Here is a 21,444-nt window from a genome sequence, read left to right as displayed (position 1 = left end):
GTATTCAATAAATCGTTATTTATTTTTTAATTCGTCGGTTTCCCAACCTCAAACCACCTCACTAATAATACGTAAAACGTCTCACTTTAGAAATATGTTTTGCCAATCTAATTACCTGATGGCTATAGCCATATTCGTTATCATACCAAACATAAACAATTGCATTTTTACCATCATCAGTTACTATAGTAGCATTACTGTCAAATATTGCAGGAGCCGAAGCACCAACAATATCAGAAGAAACCAATTCATTACTTAACGAATATTGAATTTGCTCTACCAAATCGCCCTCCAAGGCATATTTTTTCATTACCGAATTAAGGCTTAATTTACTGGTTGAATTATCTAACCGTAAATTTAAAATGGCCAAAGATCCATTCGGAACTGGTACACGAATTGCATTTGATGATAATTTTCCCTCCAAAGATGGTAACGCTTTTGCAACCGCACTACCCGCACCAGTTTCTGTAATTACCATATTTAAAGCTGCTGCCCTACCTCTACGATACTTTTTATGCATATTATCTACTAGATTCTGATCATTGGTATACGCATGAATAGTTTCTAAATGTCCACTTATTATACCAAAACTATCCTCAATTACCTTTAAAATTGGAGTAATGGCATTGGTGGTACAAGATGCTGCAGAAAAAATTGAAACTTTATCAGGATCATAATTAAAATGATTAACACCATGCACTATATTAGGTATCTCTTTTCCTGGAGCCGTAAGTAAAACCTTGTCCGCCCCTTTACTTAATAAATGACGACTTAACGCTTCTTTATCTCGAAAAGCTCCTGTATTATCAATAACAAGAGCTTCATTTATACCATATCTGGTATAATCTATATCTTCAGGATTACGAGCAGAGATCATAAACACAGTTGTACCGTTTATGATTAAAGCACTATTTTCAACATCTGCCTTTACTGTTCCCGGAAAATTACCATGAACAGAATCATTTCTTAATAAGGAAGCTCTTTTTTCTAATATGGTCTCTGTGATTTCTCCTCGTGTTACAATAGCACGCAATCGCATTTGCTTGCCTTTGCCTGTTCTTACCATTAATTCTCTAGCTACTAATCTGCCAATTCTACCAAAACCGTATAGTACAACATCTTTAGGCTCAATATCATCAGTTTTTTCTGCTCCTTTTAATTTGTCATTTACAAAATCGATTACATCCTCATCTTCTTCAGTAAGATGAAACTCATAAGCTAGTTTACCAATATCTAATTTTGCAGGTGGTAAATCTACTTCTTGAATAGCCCTAGAGATTTCAACAGCATCAAAAATAGAAATGGGTTTTTGCACAAACTCACTTGCATATTCTATCAAGTTTAGAATTTCACTTACATTTCTATTGATTAATTGGTTTCTAAAAAGTATCAATTCTATGGCATTGTCATACCAGAGATCACTAATAATTTTAATAAATTCAACCGTGGCTCGTCTTCTATCGGCCTGAAATGCTAATTCTGATTCGTAGGTGTGGTCTAATGACATTGCTTATTTAGTTTTATTCTCTTTCATTACAAATGAGAAGTATTTTAATACAAAAGTACTATTTCAAACGTTTTCGTAAAAGTTTTAGTTTATTTTCAATAAAAAAATCCCCCAACAAAGTTGAGGGATTCCTATTAAACCATTAATACTATTAGTTTCCTACAGCTATTCTATAATATTCTACATAACCTTCACCTTCACTATTTAACACTTTAACAATAACCTGTTCTCCTTTATGTTGTCTTAAAATATCTTCGGCATCTTGTACCTCATAGATTTTCGTATCTGCAATGCTTAAAATAATATCTCCATCTTTAACACCATTCTTTCTTAAGGTTGAACTTCTTACTCTTTCTAACTGTAGCCCATAATTAATTCTAAATTTCGCAGCATCTTTTTTGGAAATTTTATTTAAACTACCCAATAGATTTTTAGAATAATCTAATTCATCTATGGTTTCCTTACCAAATTGGTTCCCCAATTTCACTTCAAACTGTTTCTCTTCATTATCTCTTAAAACAGTAACATTAATTTTATTTCCAGGTCTTTTCGTACTTAAGAAGCCTTTCAAATCAGCAAACTTGTTTATTTTAATGTTATCTATTTGAATAATGATATCATTCTTTTCAATTCCTGCTTTAATTGCTCCTCCGCTCTCAGTTACACTGGCCACTAAAACACCTTGGGTCTGATTTATATTCAATTCTTTAGCCAATTCTCCGTTCAAATCTGCAGATTGAATACCTAAATAAGCAGTACGCACGTCTCCAAACTCCATCAAATCTTCAATTACTTTTTTTGCAATATTAGAAGGAACAGCAAAAGAATACCCTACATAAGAACCTGTTTGAGAACTAATTGCTGTATTAATCCCTACCAATTCTCCTCTAACATTGACTAAAGCTCCACCACTATTACCTGGATTTACAGCTGCATCTGTTTGAATGAATGATTCTACCATTTTACCTCCGGAAATATTAATATTTCTAGCTTTAGCACTAACAATACCTGCGGTAACCGTTGATGTTAAATTAAACGGATTACCAACTGCCAATACCCATTCGCCAACCTTAACATTATCTGAATTTGCAAAAGAAACAAATGGCAAATTTTCAGCATCTATCTTTATCAAGGCAATATCAGTATTTGGATCAGATCCTATAACTTCAGCTAAATATGATTTCTGATCATTCAATGTGATTTGCAATTCCTTAGCTCCATTAATTACATGATTATTTGTAATTATATATCCATCAGGAGAAATGATTACGCCAGACCCTGTACCAACAGTTGTTCTTCCTCCACCACCTGCTCCTTCACCGTAGAAAAACTCTGCTAAAGGATTTGACTTTGACACAGAAGTATTTTTAACATGCACCACTGCATGAACGGTAATTTCCGCTGCTTTTGTAAAATCAGTTGCCTCTGCAATATAACTAGAGCTCGGTATATTATAATTCGCTTGGACTATTTTAGGTTGATTTGAGGATTCACTACTATTTATAATTTCAGTATTACCTAAAACAAATACATAGGCACCTAACGCAATAACTCCTCCTAATAGGGAAGCGAAAACTAAACTTACTATTTTTTTCATTTTCTAAATATTTTATATTTTTAAAATCTCTTTCTTATTAACATTCAAAATTAACAACTTATTTTATGGTAAAAACCACTTTAACGATACTTTAACGCCGTTATTAACGGTACTTTAACAAAAAACAAATCAATTGGGCAGATTAAAAAAATGTTTACATTTGCACCATGAGTCAAATTGAATTTTACAAATATCAAGGTACAGGAAACGATTTTGTTATGATTGATAATCGCCAACAACAGTTTCCCAAAAATGATACCAAATTAATAGCACGACTATGTGACCGAAAATTTGGCATAGGAGCCGATGGTTTAATACTATTGGAACTGTCAAAATTGCATGATTTCACTATGAAATATTATAATGCTGACGGAAATGAAGGAAGTATGTGCGGAAATGGAGGGCGATGTCTCGTCGCTTTTGCAAAACAATTAAAGGTTATTGAAACCGATACAATTTTTGATGCTGTTGATGGCTTACATGAAGCTCAAATTAAAGACGGTATCGTTAGTTTAAAAATGAAAAATGTAGCTGATGTTGAACAATTTTCAGATTATTTGTTTTTAGATACGGGGTCTCCTCATCATATTGCTTTTGTAGATGGTATACAGAATTTTGATGTTTATAATACAGGGAAAAGTATTAGATATGGTGCTCCTTATTTTGAAAAAGGAACGAATGTAAACTTTGTAGAGCAGCAAAATGAAAATACTTTTAAAATCCGCACCTATGAACGTGGTGTAGAAGATGAAACCTTAAGTTGTGGTACGGGTGCCACAGCAGTTGCCATAGCTGCACATCATTCAAAAAAAACAAGTAAAAACAATGTTTTTTTAGAAACCCTAGGTGGAACATTAGAAGTTTCTTTTGACTCAGATACTAATTCTTATAAAAATGTGTTTTTAAAAGGTAAAGCAACAATGGTATTTAAAGGTTTATTTGAATTATAATAAAAGATGCGAGCATTAACAGGAAACAACGTTCACTTAAGAGCTTTAGAACCAGAAGATCTAGAGTTTTTATACGAGATTGAAAATGATTCAACTTTTTGGGAAGTTAGTAGTACAGAAACACCTTATTCTAAATATATTTTACAACAATATTTAGCAAATGCCCACTTGGACATTTATGAGGCGAAACAGCTTCGTTTGGTTATCGGTATTAATAAATCTGACGAACCTATTGGTTTAATTGATCTTTTCGATTTTAATCCACAACATAAACGTGCGGGAATCGGCATTTTACTATTAGAAAAGGAACAGCAAAAAGGATATGCCTCTGAAGCTTTAGAATTGTTGATTGATTATAGTTTTAAAAATCTAAACTTACATCAATTATTCGCTAACATAACCAAAGACAATAAAAAGAGTACAAAACTGTTTAAAAAGTATCATTTTAAAGAAATTGGTATCAAAAAAGAGTGGATTTTTATGGAAGGGGAATTTAAAGATGAAGTTCTATATCAATTACTGAACTCCTAAAACCATTTGGAGTAGATTCTAAAAAACACTAATAATTACAGACTAATTAGATTCTTTAAATATATCTTAATGAAGCTTAAAAAAATAATTCTAGCCGTAATTGCAATACTCCTTATTGGAGGAGCACTAATTGCCTATCAATTCTACGGAAAAATATACGGTACCAATGTAAAAGAAGATACCGCTATTTTTATTCCCACAAATGCTACTTTTGATGAAGTAAAAGAGGTTTTAACTCCTGTTGTGCGTAATATTGATAGTTTTGTTTGGGTAGCCAATCAAAAGAACTATCCTAATGTTATAAAATCAGGTAAGTACCTTATTAAAGAAGGAATGAGTAATAACGCCTTAATTGACTTATTACGCAGTGGAAAACAAACGCCTTTAACACTGACTTTTAACAATCAAGATACTTTAGAAAAATTAGCTGGTAGAATAGCAGCTCAAATAGAACCTGACTCACTTCAAATATTAACAGCCTTAACAGATTCTAAATTTTTAGCTAAAAATCATTTTACTAAAGCTACTGTCTTAGGTCTTTTTATACCTAATTCTTATGAGTTCTACTGGAATACTTCTGTTGAAAATTTTAGAAATAAAATGTTGAAAGAATATGACCGATTTTGGAATACAGATAGAATTGCAAAGGCCAAAAAACTGAATATGTCTAAGAACAATGTCATTACCTTAGCGTCTATTGTTCAAAAGGAAACGGCTAAAGTAAGTGAACGACCTACAGTGGCTGGACTTTATTTAAATCGTTATAGAGATGGTTGGGCATTACAGGCCGATCCAACCGTAATATTTGCGTTGAAACAAAAACATGGTCAAGACTATGAAGTAAAGCGTGTATTAAATGCTGATCTTCTAATTGACTCACCTTACAATACCTATAAAAATACGGGCTTACCTCCTGCTCCAATTGCGATGCCTGATATTTCTTCTATAGACGCGGTGTTAAATTCTGAAAATCATGAATATTACTATATGTGTGCGAGTATATCAAATATTGGGTCTCATGAATTTGCGAGAACACTATCTCAGCATAACCTAAATGCTAAAAAATACCAACAATGGCTTAATAAGCAAGGTGTGAATAGATAATTGTTATTACTTTTACCGCTCAGATAAAAGTATTTTGTTTTGCATAAAATCAAAAATTTGTTGACAAAGATTAGCTCGAGTGATACGTCTATGATGGATTGTACCAAAAATTATTCTTTTCAAGTAAGCTCAATTAGAACTATTTTTATCCCGCTTTTTATATTATTCTATTGTTTTTCATCGGTAGCTCAGCATAAGTCAACTTTTTGGACAAAAGCTGATAGTCTTAATGTTAAGAGAAAAAATGCCGTTTATATAACAGAAGGATCATTAGCTAGTTTAGCTTTATTAGGTATTCATCAGCTATGGTATGCTAATTATGATTCCTCATCTTTTCATACTATTAATGATAGTAATGATTGGTTACAAATGGATAAGGCAGGACATACCATGAGTGCTTATTATGTAGGTAAAATGGGGATGAATGTTTTAGATTGGGCAGGTGAAAGTAAAAAGAATCAATTACTATACGGTGCAACCTTAGGTTTTGGCTTTTTAAGCGTTGTAGAAATCTTTGACGGGTTTTCGAAAGAGTGGGGATTTTCACCATCAGATATTCTAGCAAATGCGACAGGTGCTGGTCTTTTAATAGGACAAGAATTATTATGGGATGAACAACGCATTTTAATGAAATACTCTTTTCATACTACCAAATACGCAAACCGCCGACCTGAATTATTAGGTGAAAACATTTTGGAACAAACCTTAAAGGATTACAATGGCCAAACGTATTGGCTATCAACCAATATATGGTCATTTGCAAAAGAGAGTCGTTTTCCTAAATGGCTGAATATTGCTTTTGGTTATGGAGCCGATGGTATGATATCTAGCAACAATGATTATTTTATTGATAATGCTATAATAAATAAACCACAGCGACTCAGACAGTTTTATTTAAGTTTAGATGTCGATTTATCTAAGATAAAAACACAATCAAAATTCCTAAAAACAATCTTCTCAACGATAAACTTTATCAAAATACCAGCCCCAACATTCGAAATAAACTCCAATGGGCGTACCAAATTCCATATGCTATATTTTTAAACTGTTGATTTCTAAATGATTAAAAATTAGGTTAGTTTAAATAAATTGTTATATATTTGCCGACTGATTTGAAAAATGCGTTTAACCCCTTTTAATGCATCAACAATGAAAAAGAAAACTAGTAAACTATTAGTATTATTAGTATCCATTTTTACGATATACGGATTTACCGATATGTATAAAATAGAAACTAAAACAGCAAAATTCAATGTGCCTAGTGCAGATTATTTTGCTACCGTACCTCAACTTGCAGAACCTTTTGTTGATTTTGACTCTCCTAATATTGGTAAATCCTTTATTGGTTTTAAAGAAGCATTGGCTTTTAAAGAATCGCAAGGAAAGTATAACAGCATTAACACCTATGGTTATTTAGGCAAGTACCAATTTGGTAAAGGAACTTTAAAACGGTTTAAAATCTACAATACTGCTGAATTCTTAAAAGACCCTCAATTACAGGAAGAAGCATTTTTAGCTTTATGCTCTGTAAACAAATGGATCTTAAAAAGAGATATCAAAAGATTTGTAGGTAAAACGATTAATGGCGTTAAAATTACTGAATCTGGTATTTTAGCTGCCGCACACCTTGCCGGTGCCGGTAATGTAAAAACGTATTTACGGAGCTATGGTCAAATAACTTTTGAAGATGCATACGGAAGTAGCATAAAATATTACATTAAGAAATTTGCTGGCTATGACACTTCGTTTATTGAAGCAAACAGACATCCTGTTCTATAAAAGGCTGATTTAAACTTAAAATCACAAAAATAATTCTAACTATCAACGAAGATCCTCAATGTTACATTGGGGATTTTTACATTTTATGAATAATAAAAATAGCAGGTCTTTTATGTAAATTTACTTTCTGCCTCTTCCAATCATTTACGGTCATTGTCTTAATATATTCTGTAGACAATGTGATATCTACTGCGATACATAATTTTGTTTGACCAGAAAGCGTTTGCTTTAAATCTTCAAGCAATTTCTCGTTGCGATAGGGTGTTTCGATAAAAATTTGTGATTGGTTTTTATCGAAAGATAATTTCTCTAATTGTTTTATAGTTTTTTTACGCTCTCCCTTTTCAATGGGTAAATAGCCATTAAACGCGAAGCTTTGTCCGTTTAAACCCGATGCCATCATTGCCATTATAATAGAAGATGGCCCAACTAACGGAACAACACCGATACCTTTTTGATGTGCTAACTGCACTATTGAAGCTCCCGGATCAGCGACTGCAGGCACACCTGCTTCTGACAACAACCCTACATTAATACCTTCAGAACAAACGTCTAAGTAATTTTGAATCTCTAAGATATCTGTAAATTTATCTAGAAGATATATCGTTAAATTGGGCTGTGACTTTCTAGGTGATATTTTTTTTATAAATCGTCGAGCTGTTTTTTCATTTTCAACGATATAATGATCTGTCCGCTCAATTATTTTTTTCACAGACATCGGTAATACTTCCAAAGGTTCATTGTCACCTAAAGTAGTAGGAATTAAATAGAGTTTCCCTTTACTATTCTCCATCATTCAGTGTATTAGCAATTATTGCACATGATTTATCTAGCATTTGATAAACATTTTCGAAACCACGTTCTGTATCATGATACGGATCTGGAACATCAACATTTTCATTTGGAAACAATTCATTAAGAATCATTTTAACCTTAGCCCTATCATCTTCATTTCTTGCTAAACTTAAAATATCGTCTCTATTAAAGGCATCCATTACATAAATTAAATCGAATTCATCAAAATCTGATTGTTGAAATTTTCTACAACGCTGATCTGTAATGTCAATGTTATATTTTTTAGCAACAGCAATAGAACGACTATCAGGTAATTTACCAATATGGTAACCTCCCGTTCCGGCTGAGTCTATAAAAACTTTTTGAGAATCAACTTTAGATTTTAAAATACCTTCAGCTAATGGTGAGCGACAAATATTACCGAGGCAAACCATTAAAATACGAGTCATTGCTTTGGTATTAAAATGACAACTTCTTAGTTATATCTTCAACGTACTTTTTAAATTGCTTATCAGTTTCGGTAAGGTTATCTACAGTTTTACAAGCATGTAATACCGTAGCATGATCTCTACTTCCTATTTGAGAACCAATACTAGCTAATGAAGCTTTAGTCATACGTTTTGCGAAATACATAGCTAATTGACGAGCTTGCACAATATGCCGCTTACGCGTTTTAGATTGTAGCGTCGTTACGTCCATTTCAAAATATTTAGAAACTACTTTCTGAATATAATCAATAGAAACTTCACGTTTCGTGTTTTTAACAAATTTGTCAACTATCTGTTTAGTAAGAGCTAACGTAAATTCCTTTCTATTAAAAGAAGCTTGGGCAATCATAGATATAAGTACTCCTTCTAACTCCCTAACGTTCGATTTTATATTCTTAGCAATATATTCAACTATCTCATCAGGCATCTCTACACCATCTCTAAATAGTTTTTTCTGTAATATTAAAATTCTTGTTTCATAATCAGGTGCCATTAATTCGGCTGATAATCCCCATTTAAAACGTGACAACAAGCGTTGTTCAATATCTTGCATGTCTACAGGAGCCTTGTCGGATGTCAAAATTACCTGTTTACCATTTTGATGCAAATGATTAAAAATATGGAAAAATACATCTTGCGTACCTGATTTACCAGATAAAAACTGCACATCATCAACAATTAAAACATCTATCATCTGATAAAAATGAATAAAATCATTACGTGTATTTCCCTTTACAGAATCTATATATTGTTGTGTAAATTTTTCAGCAGAGATATACAATACTGTTTTTTCCGGATATTTATCTTTAATATCAACACCAATAGCATGAGACAAGTGCGTTTTACCTAAACCAACACCTCCATAAATCAACAAAGGATTAAACGAAGTACCACCTGGTTTATTAGCAACTGCCATACTCGCAGATCTTGCTAAACGGTTTGAATCTCCTTCTATAAAACTATCAAAATTATAATTTGGGTTAAGTTGAGATTCTATTTTCACTTTCTGAATACCTGGAATAATAAAAGGGTTTCTTAACTCTCTTTTATCAATTTCTAACGGTACGGTTATTCCCTGACTATTAAATGGCTTTCTATTAGAGCTTGGTATTTTTACCGTATGCGGATTTTTACTACTATAAGCATTTTCCATCCTAACATCATACACTAATTTAGCATCATCTCCTAACTCCCTTACCAAAGCAACTCTCAACAATTTAATGTAATGCTCTTCTAACCATTCGTAGAAGAACTTACTCGGAACTTGAATAGTTAACGCTTCTCCAGCTATTTTTACGGGTAAAATCGGTTCAAACCATGTTTTATATGCTTGGGGCTTAATGTTATCTTTAATAAAAGACAAACAATTATTCCAAACTGAAGTAGCAGTTTTACTCATTCTAATTATTTAGTTTTGTTAGTTTAAAAAAGAGCTTAAAATTGGGGTTATGCTCTCTCTTATTTCGAGCTACAAAAATGTGAATAAATTTTATTATAAAAAATTTTTTTATCCTTGTTTTTCAACTTTTTTTTTATTACACTCGTCTTCAAATATAGCAAATTTATGTTGAACCATGAAATAAATATTAGAGTACGTTACGGAGAAACCGATCAAATGAAATATGTGTACTATGGTAATTACGCTCAATACTTTGAAATGGGTAGAGTTGAATGGCTTCGCAACCTAGGTTTGTCTTATAAAAAGATGGAAGAATTTGGCGTTATGCTTCCCGTTATCAATATGAATATTAACTATTTAAAACCTGCTAAATATGACGACCTACTTACCCTTAAAACTACTTTGATAAAACTACCTGGATTTAAAATAGATTTTGCCTATGAACTTTACAATGAAGCGGATGAGTTATTAACAAAAGCAACTACAACTTTAGTTTTTATTGACATAAAACGTAACCGACCAACGAAAGCTCCTGAGTATATTTTAGAAAAAATTAATCCTTATTTTTAATCAAATAATTTTCCAATGTATATGCCTTGATTCTTCTAAGACTAATTGCAACTTTTTAGCTTCACTTTTTCTTATGGCAATTACGAATTCGCACTTCATTTCCATTATTTGCTCTATTATATCCGCATTTGTTTCTTTGATAATTCTCATTACAACATTCATTTGAGCATATTCAAAAGATAATTGAAACTTCGTATTTATAGTCTTGATCACTATTTTCGATGACTCCAATGCAAGTTGTGCCGCCGTTTTATAAGCATTCACTAAGCCTCCAACCCCCAATTTAGTACCACCAAAATAACGAACTACTACGACCAAAACATTCGTCATGTCTTTGGATAGAATTTGCCCATAAATAGGTTGGCCTGCAGAATTATTAGGCTCACCATCATCATTTACACGATAATGCACATCTTCTACACCAATTTGCCATGCATAACACCAATGTCTCGCCTTATGGTGTTGACTTTTAAGGTTATCAACAAGTTGCTTTACATTTTCTTCATCAATTAAAGGATAGGCATAGCCTAAAAACTTACTACCTCTATCTTTAAATATTACTTCTTCCGAAGCTTTCAATATGGTTTTATAGGTATCGATATTTATTATTTTAATGTTTACTCAAATTTAATTACAAAACCTTTGGAACCAAAATTTTTAATGAATCAGACTTAATTTCTTTTTTTGAAATTTCAACACCTTTAATATAAGGAGCTCTTACTCCATCATAAAAAGTTGAATTTCCAACAAAAACCCTCGCTTCATCCCATAAATTAGCCTCTATAAAAGATTGTAACGTTTTAGCACCTCCTTCTATTAGTACTGATTGAATTTCATTTTGATATAAATAATTACAAATTTGCTGAGGAACATTTTCTGAAAAATTAATTTTACAATAGACTAAGGCTTCCTCTTCTCTGTTTTCGACTTCATTAAACACGATGGTCTTATTTCCCCCATCTAAAACATGACAACTATCTGGAATTCGTAATTTTCTATCTAATACCAATCTCAACGGATTTTCTCCAGCCCAATCTCGCACATCCAATTTAGGATTGTCTTGCATCACGGTATTAGTACCCACTAAAATAGCAGGTTCCTCAGCTCGCCATTTATGCACCAATTGACGTGAATATCGGTTGGTAATCCATACTGGTTCATTTTTTACAACTCTTTTAACAGGAGCAATAAAGCCATCTGTTGTTTCTGCCCATTTTAATATAATAAAAGGTCTTTTTTTATTATGAAAAGTAAAAAAGCGACGATTTAACGCAATACATTCGTTTTCTAGAACACCAACAATTACCTCACAACCCGATTTTCTTAATTTATCAATACCTTTTCCTGCAACTGCCTCAAACGGATCTACACATCCCACAACAACTTTTTGAAGTTTATGCTTAACAATCAAATCAGAACAAGGAGGCGTTTTTCCATAATGATTACATGGCTCTAAACTCACATAAAGTGTTGATTTTTGCAACTTACTTTTGTCTACCACTGAATTAATCGCGTTTACTTCTGCGTGATTCCCTCCATATGGGCTGGTAAAACCTTCTCCAATAATAGCATCATCGCATATAATAACACAACCCACCATGGGATTAGGTCTTGTTAAACCCAATCCGTTTTTTGCCAATTCTAAACAGCGTTTTATGTATTTTTCATGTATCTTCACATCGCAAAAATACAGATTTAAAAAGATATGATTATTCGAAAAATAGAACCGAAAGATAATCAAGAAATAGAACAAATAATTAAAGAAACTATATTAGAATTTGGCTTACCTACTAATGGTACTGCTTATGAAGATATAGAAACCACAAAAATGTATGCGTCGTATCAAAAAAACAAAGAAGTTTATTTTGTTATAGAAAACGAAAATAAAATTGTTGGTGGTGCTGGAATTAAAGCTTTAAAAAATAATACTGAAGGCGTTTGCGAACTTCAAAAAATGTACTTCAGCCCTATTGCCAGAGGTAAAGGTGTAGGTAGCGTCCTTATAAAAAAATGCTTACAAGAAGCGAAAAACTTCGGATTTAGTGCATGTTACATAGAAACGGACCCGAGAATGGAGGCGGCCATACACTTATACAAAAAGAATGGTTTCACCTCATTAGAAAGCTCTTTAGGTGATACTGGTCACAGCTCATGTAGCGTTTGGATGCTAAAAACTTTATAAATGAACTTATTACAATTAAAATCTCTTTTTATAGATGAATTAACGGACATTTACCCTAAAGATGAAATTTTATCAATTTATTATTTATTAATTGAAGGGTTTTTACAATTACAAAAAAAGGAAGTTTTTTTAGAGCCTACTATTGAATTATCTACTCAGCATTTGAGTCAATTTAAAAATTCTATAGCACTTTTAAAGCAAGAAAAGCCAATTCAATATATTTTAGGGAATACAGAATTTTGCGGCTTTATATTTAAAGTTAATGAAAATGTGTTGATTCCCAGACCTGAAACAGAAGAATTAGTCAATTGGATTTGTTCAGATAGGATTTCTGAAATTTCAAATCAAAAAGATACAGACAGTAGCCGAACATCAATATTAGACATTGGAACTGGTAGCGGTTGTATTGCGATTAGCCTCGCTAAAAAATGCCCTAACACTAAGATAAGTGCTTTAGATGTTTCCAAAAATGCTTTGACTACCGCAAAGGAGAATGCAAAAGTAAACGATGTTGATATCAATTTCATTGAACAAGACATTGTAAACTTACCTCGTAAACTTAACACTACCTTATTAAAAAAATATGACATTATTGTAAGCAACCCACCATACGTTCGTGAATTGGAGAAAGAAGAAATGCAAAATAATGTATTACAGAACGAACCTCATTTAGCCTTATTTGTAGATAACGATAACCCTCTTTTGTTTTATGAGAAAATCGCAGAATTTGCCAAAGAGAACTTAACAGAAAATGGATTGATTTATTTTGAGATCAATCAATATTTGGCTTCTGAGACCGCTCTTTTATTAGAACAAAAGGGATTTGAAATGATTGAAATAAGAGAAGATATTTACGGAAACAAAAGAATGTTAAAAGCAACTAACAAATCAAATCTTTAATTAACTTTGCAAATTAAATTTTGCGACATTAATGAATAATCTTAAAACAACAAATACATTATTGCTAATTTTAGTAGTACCTGTAGTATTCTATTTATTAAATATACTCTCATTTATTTTTATACCATTGGTATTCTCAATGTTTATTGCATTATTATTTTTACCATTGTTGCGTTGGTTACAAAAAAAAGGAATAGCTAAAGCGATAAGCATCTCCATAGTTATACTTATAATTATAGGTGGCCTAAAAATTATAGCCGAACTGATACAATTATCTAGTAGGGAAATAATTGCTACAAATGAAGCTTTTATCGAAAAAGCCCAGATAAAATTAGTAGCTATTTTAAATTCTTACCAAGATATTTTTGGAGTTGAACAAGGGGCAGATACTAATTTTTTAAACCACTTTCTTAATAAAGACAATTTCGGCTCAACCATTAGTTATATTGGTAATACGTTAACAATGACTTTGATGACTGCATTTTTCGTTGTTTTATGGCTTGCTGAGTCTATTAATGTTCAAAAACTCATGAACAATACCATCCTTAAACAAAAGCATACTTCTGTAAAGACTTTTATGAAAATTGAGAAAGACTTAATAAAATTCATTAAAGTAAAATTTTTAGTGAGTTTAGGTACAGGAATTTTTACTGGATTAGCATGTTACTTTTTTGATGTTAGTTTTCCAATTTTCTGGGGACTGTTCGCCTTTGTCATAAACTTTGTTCAAATGATTGGCTCCTTTATAACTGTGATTCTATTAGCTTTATTTGCTTTTGTAGAATTAGATCCTAATAGTATTTTACTATTTTTTGTCTTAACAATTACGGGAGTACAAGTTTTATTCGGAAGTATTTTAGAACCAATTTTTATGGGGAAATCATTCTCCATAAATATTATTACCGTATTGGTAATGTTAATGTTTTGGGGCTTTATTTGGGGTGTTCCAGGTATGATAATGTCTATTCCTATAACGGTATTCATAAAAATCATATTAGAACAATACCCAGAAACAAGAGGAATAGCAAATATTATTTCCGGAAACGACACCGTAATTCCGTTACCTGTCAAAAAATAATACCCGCTCTTTAAATTTAGATTTCCTTTAGATTCTTTGAATATCTTTAGCTCTTAAACGCTAAACACATTTCCCTTATATGTGTTTTTCTTTTAAAAGATATTACGATTAATTTGATTGAATTCAGCCCCTACTTAATCGTGAAAAATTTAATTGAAAATTATTAACGCTAACATTATGAGGAGCTGTATTGCTTTATTCTTGACTTTTTTTTTCATAACTTTTACGTATTCACAAGATTTAGGCTACGGTCTTGTTGCAAATGATTTAACCAACAGACCAATGCAAAATATTGATAAACCGGGCTATCTTCAAACCATTACCGACCCTTCTTTTGGCACCACGATTAGACGTATTACAAATGCAGCTAATGGTGAAATTATAAAACCAATGTATAGCACCATACAAGCTTGGAATGCAGATGAATCTTATATGCTTGTTTATCAAGTTGGTAAAGGTCACTTACTTTTAAACGGAACAACTTATCAATTTATTAAAACGTTAGATGTTAAGCCAGATGATATAGAACAACTATTTTGGGACTTTAACAACCCCAAATACTTTTACTATTTAGAAGCTACGTCCGATGATTTTATCAAATACAATGTAGACACTAACTCTAAAGAAATTTTAGTCAATTTAGATACAGCATCAGGCTGCAATGGTAATATAAGTTTAGGTAATGACGTACAAATGATGTCATGGGACTCTGACATCATTAGTTTTAGGTGCGATAATAGCAGTGCTTTTTATTATAAAATTTCAACAGGAGTAACAACCTCATTTAATATCAACACTATAAATTACCTTGCCCCTATGCCAACACCATCAGGCAATTACTTCTACCATGATAAAATATCTTACAATTCGGCTGGAAATATACAAACCACATTAAATGAATTAAAAGGCGAACATTCTTGTATGGGAAAATTAGCGAATGGGAACGATGCTTATTTCGCCGTTGCCTTTGACCCAACATCACAAGGTGGTTGTACAGGAGATATTGTGGCTCATAACATGGCAAGTGGAGAATGCTTTTCAATTATCAGCGAATCACTAGGGTATAATTACACACAATCGGGTACTCATATATCCGCACTGGCACATAAAAACACACAACCCGGATGGGTAGCAGCATCTCTGGTTGGCTATAAAGATGGTGGACAAAATGGACAAACACTATTGGATCAAGAGCTGGTCATTGCCAAAGCGGATAAAAACAACATTAAAGTATATAGAATTGGTCATCATAGAGCTGACGAAGATCAATTTGATTATTGGGGTGAACCACATGCTGTTTTAAGTCCTACCGGCACTAGAGTGCTTTTTGGATCTGACTGGAGTGGCTCTGATGATGGCAAATCGATAGATTGCTATGTAGTAGAACTACCCATATATAACTCAGCATTAGCCGTGTATGATAATATCTTAGAAAATTCAATAAACATATATCCTAATCCCGTTAAGGATCAAATCACCATCGATAATGATAGTGGGCAAAAAATTAAGAACATCGCCTTATTTAATATGAACGGGCAGAAAATTAAAACGTTGAACCTAACTAATACTACAATTAATGTTTCCACTATTTCGGGCGGAATTTACTTATTAACCATACAACTTGAGAATACTATAATAAACAAGAAAATTGTTATTGAAAAATAAGTTAGTATTAATATTAGGTTTCTTGACTGTTAACCTATCACATTCTCAATAAAAACTTATTCGAAATACATAATTTCGGTCATAAATTGTATTATTTTTGTAGCTTCAAAAATAAATTAAAATAATTATGTCTTCGAAATACAATCAGTGGTATCATCCCTACACTCCAGCAAAAAAATTCAGTAAAAAAGTTGCCTATTTTAGTATGGAATTTGGAATTGACCAAGCTTTAAATATATATTCAGGTGGTTTAGGCTTTTTAGCCGGTTCACATATGCGTTCAGCTTTTGAATTAAAACAAAACCAGATCGGTATTGGTATGTTATGGAAATATGGCTATTATGATCAAAACAGGAATGAAGATCAAACCATGAAAGCTGATTTCACTGAAAAACATTTCGATTTTTTAGAAGATTCAGGCTTAGAGGTTGAGATAAAACTACATGATAATCCTGCTGTAAAAGTACGAGCAATGGTACTAAAACCAGAGATCTTTGGTACTGTGCCTATCTATTTGCTAACCACTGACGTGGAAGGAAATGACCATTTATCTAGAACTATTACCAATCATCTTTATGATTCTAATGAAGTAACACGTGTATCACAAAGTATCGTTTTGGGTCTTGCTGGTGCAAAAATTGTTGAAGCCTTAGGAGGAGCAGATGTTTATCATTTGAATGAAGGCCATGGTTTACCCGCTTTTTATTATTTAAGAGATCAAGGTGTAAAAAAGAGCCAAATGGTTTTTACTACCCACACTCCAGAAAAAGCAGGAAACGAGGAACGTGAAGCTCGTTTCTTAAACCGTTGTGGATTTTTTGGAAGAAACTTATCTAACGATGAACTATCGAAAGAAGCTGTTAATGGAGGAATGATCAATTATACTGTGTCAGCCTTAAGAATGGCAAAAAAATCAAACGCGGTTTCTAAATTGCATGCTAAGGTTTCTCAAGATATGTGGAAAGACTTTAAAGGTGTGAGTAAAATTATTCCTATAACCAATGCTCAAAATCAAAAATTTTGGCAAGATGATAAAATAAAGAAGGCCGCTAAAACTAAAAACGCGAAGGCATTTACCAAAAGAAAAACGGAATTAAAATCAGATTTATTTTCCGAAGTTTATATGCAAACAGGCAAACAATTTGATCCAACTATTTTAACAATCGTTTGGGCACGTCGTTTTGCAGGTTACAAAAGAGCTGACTTATTACTTTTTGATATTGAGCGTTTTGAAAGACTCATATCAAATGAAAAATATCCGGTACAAATTATTTGGGCAGGTAAACCTTATCCATTTGATTATGGAGCTATTGATAGTTTTAATTATTTAGTGAACTACTCAAAACCTAGAAAAAATATTACCGTACTTACTGGTTATGAAATTGAATTATCAAAAAAACTAAAAGAAGGTTCAAATATCTGGTTAAATACGCCAAGAATAACGAGAGAAGCTTCTGGTACCAGTGGAATGACTGCTGCAATGAATGGATCTGTAAATGTATCTACTAATGATGGATGGATACCAGAATTTGTAAAAGATAGCAAAAACTGTTTCGTTTTTCCTGAAGTAGATCATAATTTACCTTCTTGGGATCAAGATAGACTGGATAGCGAAAGCCTTTATGATATTTTAGAAAATAAAGTATTACCTACTTACTATGATTCGCCAAAAAAATGGCAAGAAATTGTATTTAATGGTATTGATGATGTACTTCCAGAATTTGGAAGTAAACGTATGGCAACACAATACTATAAAGAGCTTTATTAGTTCTAATTGACTTTCGTTTGTTAATGATAAATAACAAACGAAAGTCTATATAAAATGCACCTAAAATAATATGAGAATAGATATAATTACTGTTTCACCTGATCTTATTAAAAGTCCTTTTGAGCATTCAATAATCAAAAGAGCCATTGATAAAAAATTGGTGGAAATTCATTTTCATAATTTAAGAGATTATGCAGTTAATAAATATGGAAAAATAGATGATTCACCTTACGGTGGAGAATCTGGCATGGTGATGATGATTGAACCCATTGATAAATGCATTTCAAAGTTAAAATTAGAGCGGAATTACGATGAAGTGATTTATATGACGCCAGATGCCGAAATGCTCAATCAACAAACAGCAAATACGTTATCTTTAAAGGAGAATATTATTATTTTATGTGGCCATTATAAGGGTATAGATCATCGTGTACGCGACTTATTAGTTACTAAAGAAATTTCAATTGGCGATTATGTACTCAGTGGTGGCGAATTAGCAGCTGCTGTTTTATCAGATAGTATTATCCGATTAATACCCGGAGTTTTAGGTGATGAAACCTCTGCTTTAAGTGATTCATTTCAAGATGGGTTGTTGGCTCCTCCCGTTTATACAAGACCTTCAGAGTATAATGGATTAAAAGTACCGGCAATATTACTATCAGGTAATTTTCCTAAAATTGAAGAATGGCGAACAGAAAAAGCTATAGAAAGGACAAAAAACATACGGCCTGATTTATTAAAAAAGAGTGAAAAATAATTTTAACATTTCACAACTCACTTCAAAAATAATTTATTATATTTGCACACTCAAAATCAACCTCTGACGAAAATCGTGAATGTTGATCTTTGAAATTTTCTCAAAATATAAAAAATGGAAGATTTAGTAAAATTTGTACAAAACGAATTTGTAGCAAAAAATGAAATTCCTGAGTTTGCTGCCGGAGACACAATTACTGTGTATTATGAAATTAAGGAAGGTGAAAAAAAACGTACGCAATTTTTTAAAGGTGTAGTTATTCAACGTAGAGGTTCTGGTTTATCTGAAACTTTTACAATTAGAAAAATGTCTGGTACTGTAGGTGTTGAAAGAATATTCCCTATTAACTTACCTGCAATTCAAAAAATTGAAATAAACAAAAAAGGTGCCGTAAGAAGAGCTAGAATTTTCTACTTTAGAAAACTTACTGGTAAAAAAGCTAGAATTAAAGAAGTACAACGCTAAACAATTAGTGTTCAATATATCAAACCCCATTTCTTCTAAAGAATTGGGGTTTTTCTATGAGCTTAAGTTTTTAACAAATGTTAATAAACCCCACTCAAAACTTATTAATAACTAGAAGTCTACATTTTTTTTAAATCCATATTACTTAGTTATCTTTGAGATAAGATTTTAAAGTAAACATCTGATTTAGATATTACGTTTGGTATTCGTACCAGACAATAGCTCAAACTAGTTTACTAAAAATCTGAAAAGAACGTTCTTTTTATTGTTTTAATACAAAACCTTTACCAAGTGTTTAGCATGAATAATTGGAATTGTCACTGTTATTAAAACAACTTAAAATGCAACTACAAGCATAATGATACAATTTAGATTGTAACATCTTACTGATTGTAAATGTATTTTAAAGAAATTTTTAACTGAGTACACTATTTTTTAATAGTCATTATGATTCGCAAGTCATCATAAACTTGAGTTAACTATTTCAGCTAATAGCCATAATTGAAATTAATTTCTGTTATGGCTTTAGTTTTTTATAAAAGTCTTACCCATTGATAACAGCTATTTCTATTGTTTTTAAAAATCATAAGAAGTTCCCTCTATTTACTCCCTATATTCAGTAGCTCTATTTCACTTCTTTACAGGGGATATTTTTAACCGCTACTTGATTATTTTTATTGAATATTTTATTAATAGTAATGCAAGGCAGTTTTATGCGTTATATGTTACTTCTAACCTTTCTAAAATCATACTACTACATGATACATCCTATAAAATAATTTTTAATCATATTGACCATAACCTGTTTTAGTTCTTTTACAATAGCTCAAAATTTAAAATTAGCTACTGAAAAAATAATTACACCCGAACTAGGTAAAAGTCATGATATTTCTGAAAGTGGCATAAAAGTATATCAGAAGATTCAAAGTAAATTAAATCGTATTCAAAATGATTATGAAACGATGGGGCCTGAAGGAATATCGAAATTAGATGTTGAATATTTAGAGTTGCATGAAATGGATACGCCACCCAATTCAACGGATACTCCTGGTTGCAGTTGGTATTGTGCTGCATTAATAAATAATGTTATCGCCAGCAGTACGCTTGACGATTCTGATACCTATAAAGCATGGAATATCCATGATTTTGACTTGTCCAATACTTGGGCTACAAATAAAAACAGAGGTATTGGTGAGCAAATTACTTTTGTTTTTGGGAAAACAAGAACGTTATCAATTCATCAAATACAAATTTATAACGGATACCAAAAGTCAGAATCTACTTGGAAAAATAATAGTAGAGCAAAAAAGATAGCCTTAAGTATAAATGGTAAACACTATGCTTACCTTGAACTTGAAGATGTAAGAAATGTTCAAAAATTTACTATTGATGTTCAAAAATTTTTAGCAGATACCAGTCTAACTTTTGAATTTAAGATCATGAAAATCTATCCTGGAAAAAAATATGAGGATTTGTGCATCTCTGAAATTAATTTTGATGGTACAGGAGATCATTAATAAATGTTAGATAAAAAAAAGAAATTTCTTACACGTCCGTTATTAACATTTGTTTATAACTGTTGTTCATATCAAGTTAACAAATTACATTACACAATTCACACAATTCAAGGCTTTTAAGTGTACTTTTAACCACTTGAATCTAAATTCAAAATAATAATTTACCCCTTTTTGTTTTTTATTTTGAAAATACTATGAGTTTTAGATTCAAGATGTATTGTTCTTAAACTTTATGTTAACATGGTGTTTAGCACACGATAGATAATATCAATAAAAGAGCATCAACTAAAAGCACCTTTTTATTAAAGGTGCTTTTTGCATATAAAGAAATTGAAGTAAAATGCTAACAAATTCTTAAATCATATAGAATTTTATGCTTTTATGTGTAGATT

At 31.8% G+C, this 21,444-nt stretch carries 21 protein-coding genes; 14 read left to right on the top strand and 7 right to left on the bottom strand.

Annotation, left to right across the window (positions count from 1 at the left end; all coding sequences use genetic code 11):
* Positions 1-61: 61 nt before the first annotated feature.
* Together D3P13_RS16680 and D3P13_RS16675 are read right to left on the bottom strand one after the other, a co-directional pair.
* A complete protein-coding gene (locus tag D3P13_RS16680; protein ID WP_117884020.1) occupies positions 62-1,507 on the bottom strand; it encodes a glyceraldehyde-3-phosphate dehydrogenase in 1,446 nt (481 codons plus the stop codon).
* A 151-nt stretch (positions 1,508-1,658) separates the two neighbouring features.
* Positions 1,659-3,104, bottom strand: a complete 1,446-nt coding sequence (locus D3P13_RS16675) for a trypsin-like peptidase domain-containing protein (RefSeq protein WP_117884019.1) — start codon at positions 3,102-3,104, stop codon at positions 1,659-1,661.
* 167 nt (positions 3,105-3,271) lie between these two features.
* On the opposite strand from D3P13_RS16675, the gene dapF reads away from it, so the two are divergent.
* The 5 genes from dapF (at position 3,272) to D3P13_RS16650 (ending at position 7,468) form a co-directional block, all read left to right on the top strand.
* Complete coding sequence (dapF, locus tag D3P13_RS16670) at positions 3,272-4,054, top strand: diaminopimelate epimerase (protein WP_117884018.1); 783 nt, start codon at positions 3,272-3,274, stop codon at positions 4,052-4,054.
* Between the two features lie 6 nt (positions 4,055-4,060).
* Positions 4,061-4,585, top strand: a complete 525-nt coding sequence (locus D3P13_RS16665; protein ID WP_117884017.1) for a GNAT family N-acetyltransferase — start codon at positions 4,061-4,063, stop codon at positions 4,583-4,585.
* A gap of 69 nt (positions 4,586-4,654) precedes the next feature.
* Positions 4,655-5,689: an endolytic transglycosylase MltG gene (gene mltG, locus D3P13_RS16660; RefSeq protein WP_117884016.1), complete on the top strand. Its 1,035-nt coding sequence runs from the start codon at positions 4,655-4,657 to the stop codon at positions 5,687-5,689.
* Positions 5,690-5,749: 60 nt separating this feature from the next.
* On the top strand, positions 5,750-6,733 hold the full coding sequence (locus tag D3P13_RS16655; protein ID WP_232829224.1) for a DUF2279 domain-containing protein: 984 nt from the start codon (positions 5,750-5,752) through the stop codon (positions 6,731-6,733).
* 105 nt (positions 6,734-6,838) lie between these two features.
* Complete coding sequence (locus D3P13_RS16650; protein WP_117884247.1) at positions 6,839-7,468, top strand: peptidoglycan-binding protein LysM; 630 nt, start codon at positions 6,839-6,841, stop codon at positions 7,466-7,468.
* A gap of 76 nt (positions 7,469-7,544) precedes the next feature.
* Here the strand turns inward: D3P13_RS16650 and D3P13_RS16645 are convergent, their stop codons facing one another.
* The 3 genes from D3P13_RS16645 to dnaA are packed head-to-tail and all read right to left on the bottom strand — an operon-like array spanning position 7,545 to position 10,150.
* On the bottom strand, positions 7,545-8,261 hold the full coding sequence (locus tag D3P13_RS16645) for an SAM-dependent methyltransferase (protein WP_117884014.1): 717 nt from the start codon (positions 8,259-8,261) through the stop codon (positions 7,545-7,547).
* Positions 8,251-8,712, bottom strand: coding sequence for a low molecular weight protein-tyrosine-phosphatase (locus D3P13_RS16640; protein ID WP_117884013.1), 462 nt, complete (start codon positions 8,710-8,712; stop codon positions 8,251-8,253). The genes D3P13_RS16645 and D3P13_RS16640 overlap by 11 nt, the downstream gene beginning before the upstream one ends.
* Positions 8,713-8,722: 10 nt before the next feature.
* Complete coding sequence (gene dnaA, locus D3P13_RS16635; RefSeq protein WP_117884012.1) at positions 8,723-10,150, bottom strand: chromosomal replication initiator protein DnaA; 1,428 nt, start codon at positions 10,148-10,150, stop codon at positions 8,723-8,725.
* Positions 10,151-10,315: 165 nt separating this feature from the next.
* Between dnaA and D3P13_RS16630 the strand changes: the two genes are divergently transcribed.
* On the top strand, positions 10,316-10,720 hold the full coding sequence (locus tag D3P13_RS16630) for an acyl-CoA thioesterase (protein ID WP_117884011.1): 405 nt from the start codon (positions 10,316-10,318) through the stop codon (positions 10,718-10,720).
* Here D3P13_RS16630 and D3P13_RS16625 read toward each other — a convergent pair whose 3' ends face one another.
* Both D3P13_RS16625 and ribD read right to left on the bottom strand, forming a co-directional pair.
* Positions 10,721-11,299 (bottom strand): IMPACT family protein, encoded by a 579-nt coding sequence (locus D3P13_RS16625; RefSeq protein WP_232829223.1) that lies wholly within the window; start codon positions 11,297-11,299, stop codon positions 10,721-10,723. It lies immediately after the preceding gene.
* A gap of 52 nt (positions 11,300-11,351) precedes the next feature.
* Entirely contained in the window at positions 11,352-12,398 is a 1,047-nt protein-coding gene (ribD, locus tag D3P13_RS16620; RefSeq protein ID WP_117884009.1) for a bifunctional diaminohydroxyphosphoribosylaminopyrimidine deaminase/5-amino-6-(5-phosphoribosylamino)uracil reductase RibD, read from the bottom strand.
* Positions 12,399-12,425: 27 nt separating this feature from the next.
* On the opposite strand from ribD, the gene D3P13_RS16615 reads away from it, so the two are divergent.
* The 8 genes from D3P13_RS16615 (at position 12,426) to D3P13_RS16580 (ending at position 21,052) form a co-directional block, all read left to right on the top strand.
* Positions 12,426-12,902 (top strand): GNAT family N-acetyltransferase, encoded by a 477-nt coding sequence (locus D3P13_RS16615; protein ID WP_117884008.1) that lies wholly within the window; start codon positions 12,426-12,428, stop codon positions 12,900-12,902.
* Positions 12,903-13,802, top strand: coding sequence for a peptide chain release factor N(5)-glutamine methyltransferase (prmC, locus tag D3P13_RS16610; RefSeq protein ID WP_117884007.1), 900 nt, complete (start codon positions 12,903-12,905; stop codon positions 13,800-13,802).
* A gap of 31 nt (positions 13,803-13,833) precedes the next feature.
* Positions 13,834-14,880, top strand: coding sequence for an AI-2E family transporter (locus D3P13_RS16605; protein WP_117884006.1), 1,047 nt, complete (start codon positions 13,834-13,836; stop codon positions 14,878-14,880).
* Positions 14,881-15,057: 177 nt separating this feature from the next.
* Positions 15,058-16,545, top strand: a complete 1,488-nt coding sequence (locus D3P13_RS16600; RefSeq protein ID WP_117884005.1) for a T9SS type A sorting domain-containing protein — start codon at positions 15,058-15,060, stop codon at positions 16,543-16,545.
* A gap of 127 nt (positions 16,546-16,672) precedes the next feature.
* The gene (glgP, locus tag D3P13_RS16595; protein ID WP_117884004.1) at positions 16,673-18,313 is read left to right on the top strand and encodes an alpha-glucan family phosphorylase; all 1,641 of its coding nucleotides are present in this window, start codon (positions 16,673-16,675) and stop codon (positions 18,311-18,313) included.
* 70 nt (positions 18,314-18,383) lie between these two features.
* Positions 18,384-19,070: a tRNA (guanosine(37)-N1)-methyltransferase TrmD gene (trmD, locus tag D3P13_RS16590; protein WP_117884003.1), complete on the top strand. Its 687-nt coding sequence runs from the start codon at positions 18,384-18,386 to the stop codon at positions 19,068-19,070.
* 114 nt (positions 19,071-19,184) lie between these two features.
* Entirely contained in the window at positions 19,185-19,535 is a 351-nt protein-coding gene (gene rplS, locus D3P13_RS16585; protein ID WP_117884002.1) for a 50S ribosomal protein L19, read from the top strand.
* A gap of 791 nt (positions 19,536-20,326) precedes the next feature.
* Positions 20,327-21,052 carry an NADase-type glycan-binding domain-containing protein gene (locus D3P13_RS16580; RefSeq protein WP_117884001.1) on the top strand — a complete coding sequence of 242 codons (726 nt, stop codon included), beginning with the start codon at positions 20,327-20,329 and terminating at the stop codon, positions 21,050-21,052.
* Positions 21,053-21,444: the final 392 nt, after the last annotated feature.

This window comes from Aureibaculum luteum (assembly GCF_003449015.1).
Classification (GTDB): domain Bacteria; phylum Bacteroidota; class Bacteroidia; order Flavobacteriales; family Flavobacteriaceae; genus Aureibaculum; species Aureibaculum luteum.
Note: the sequence above shows the minus strand (reverse complement) of the source record. Positions and strands in the feature narration are given on the sequence as shown.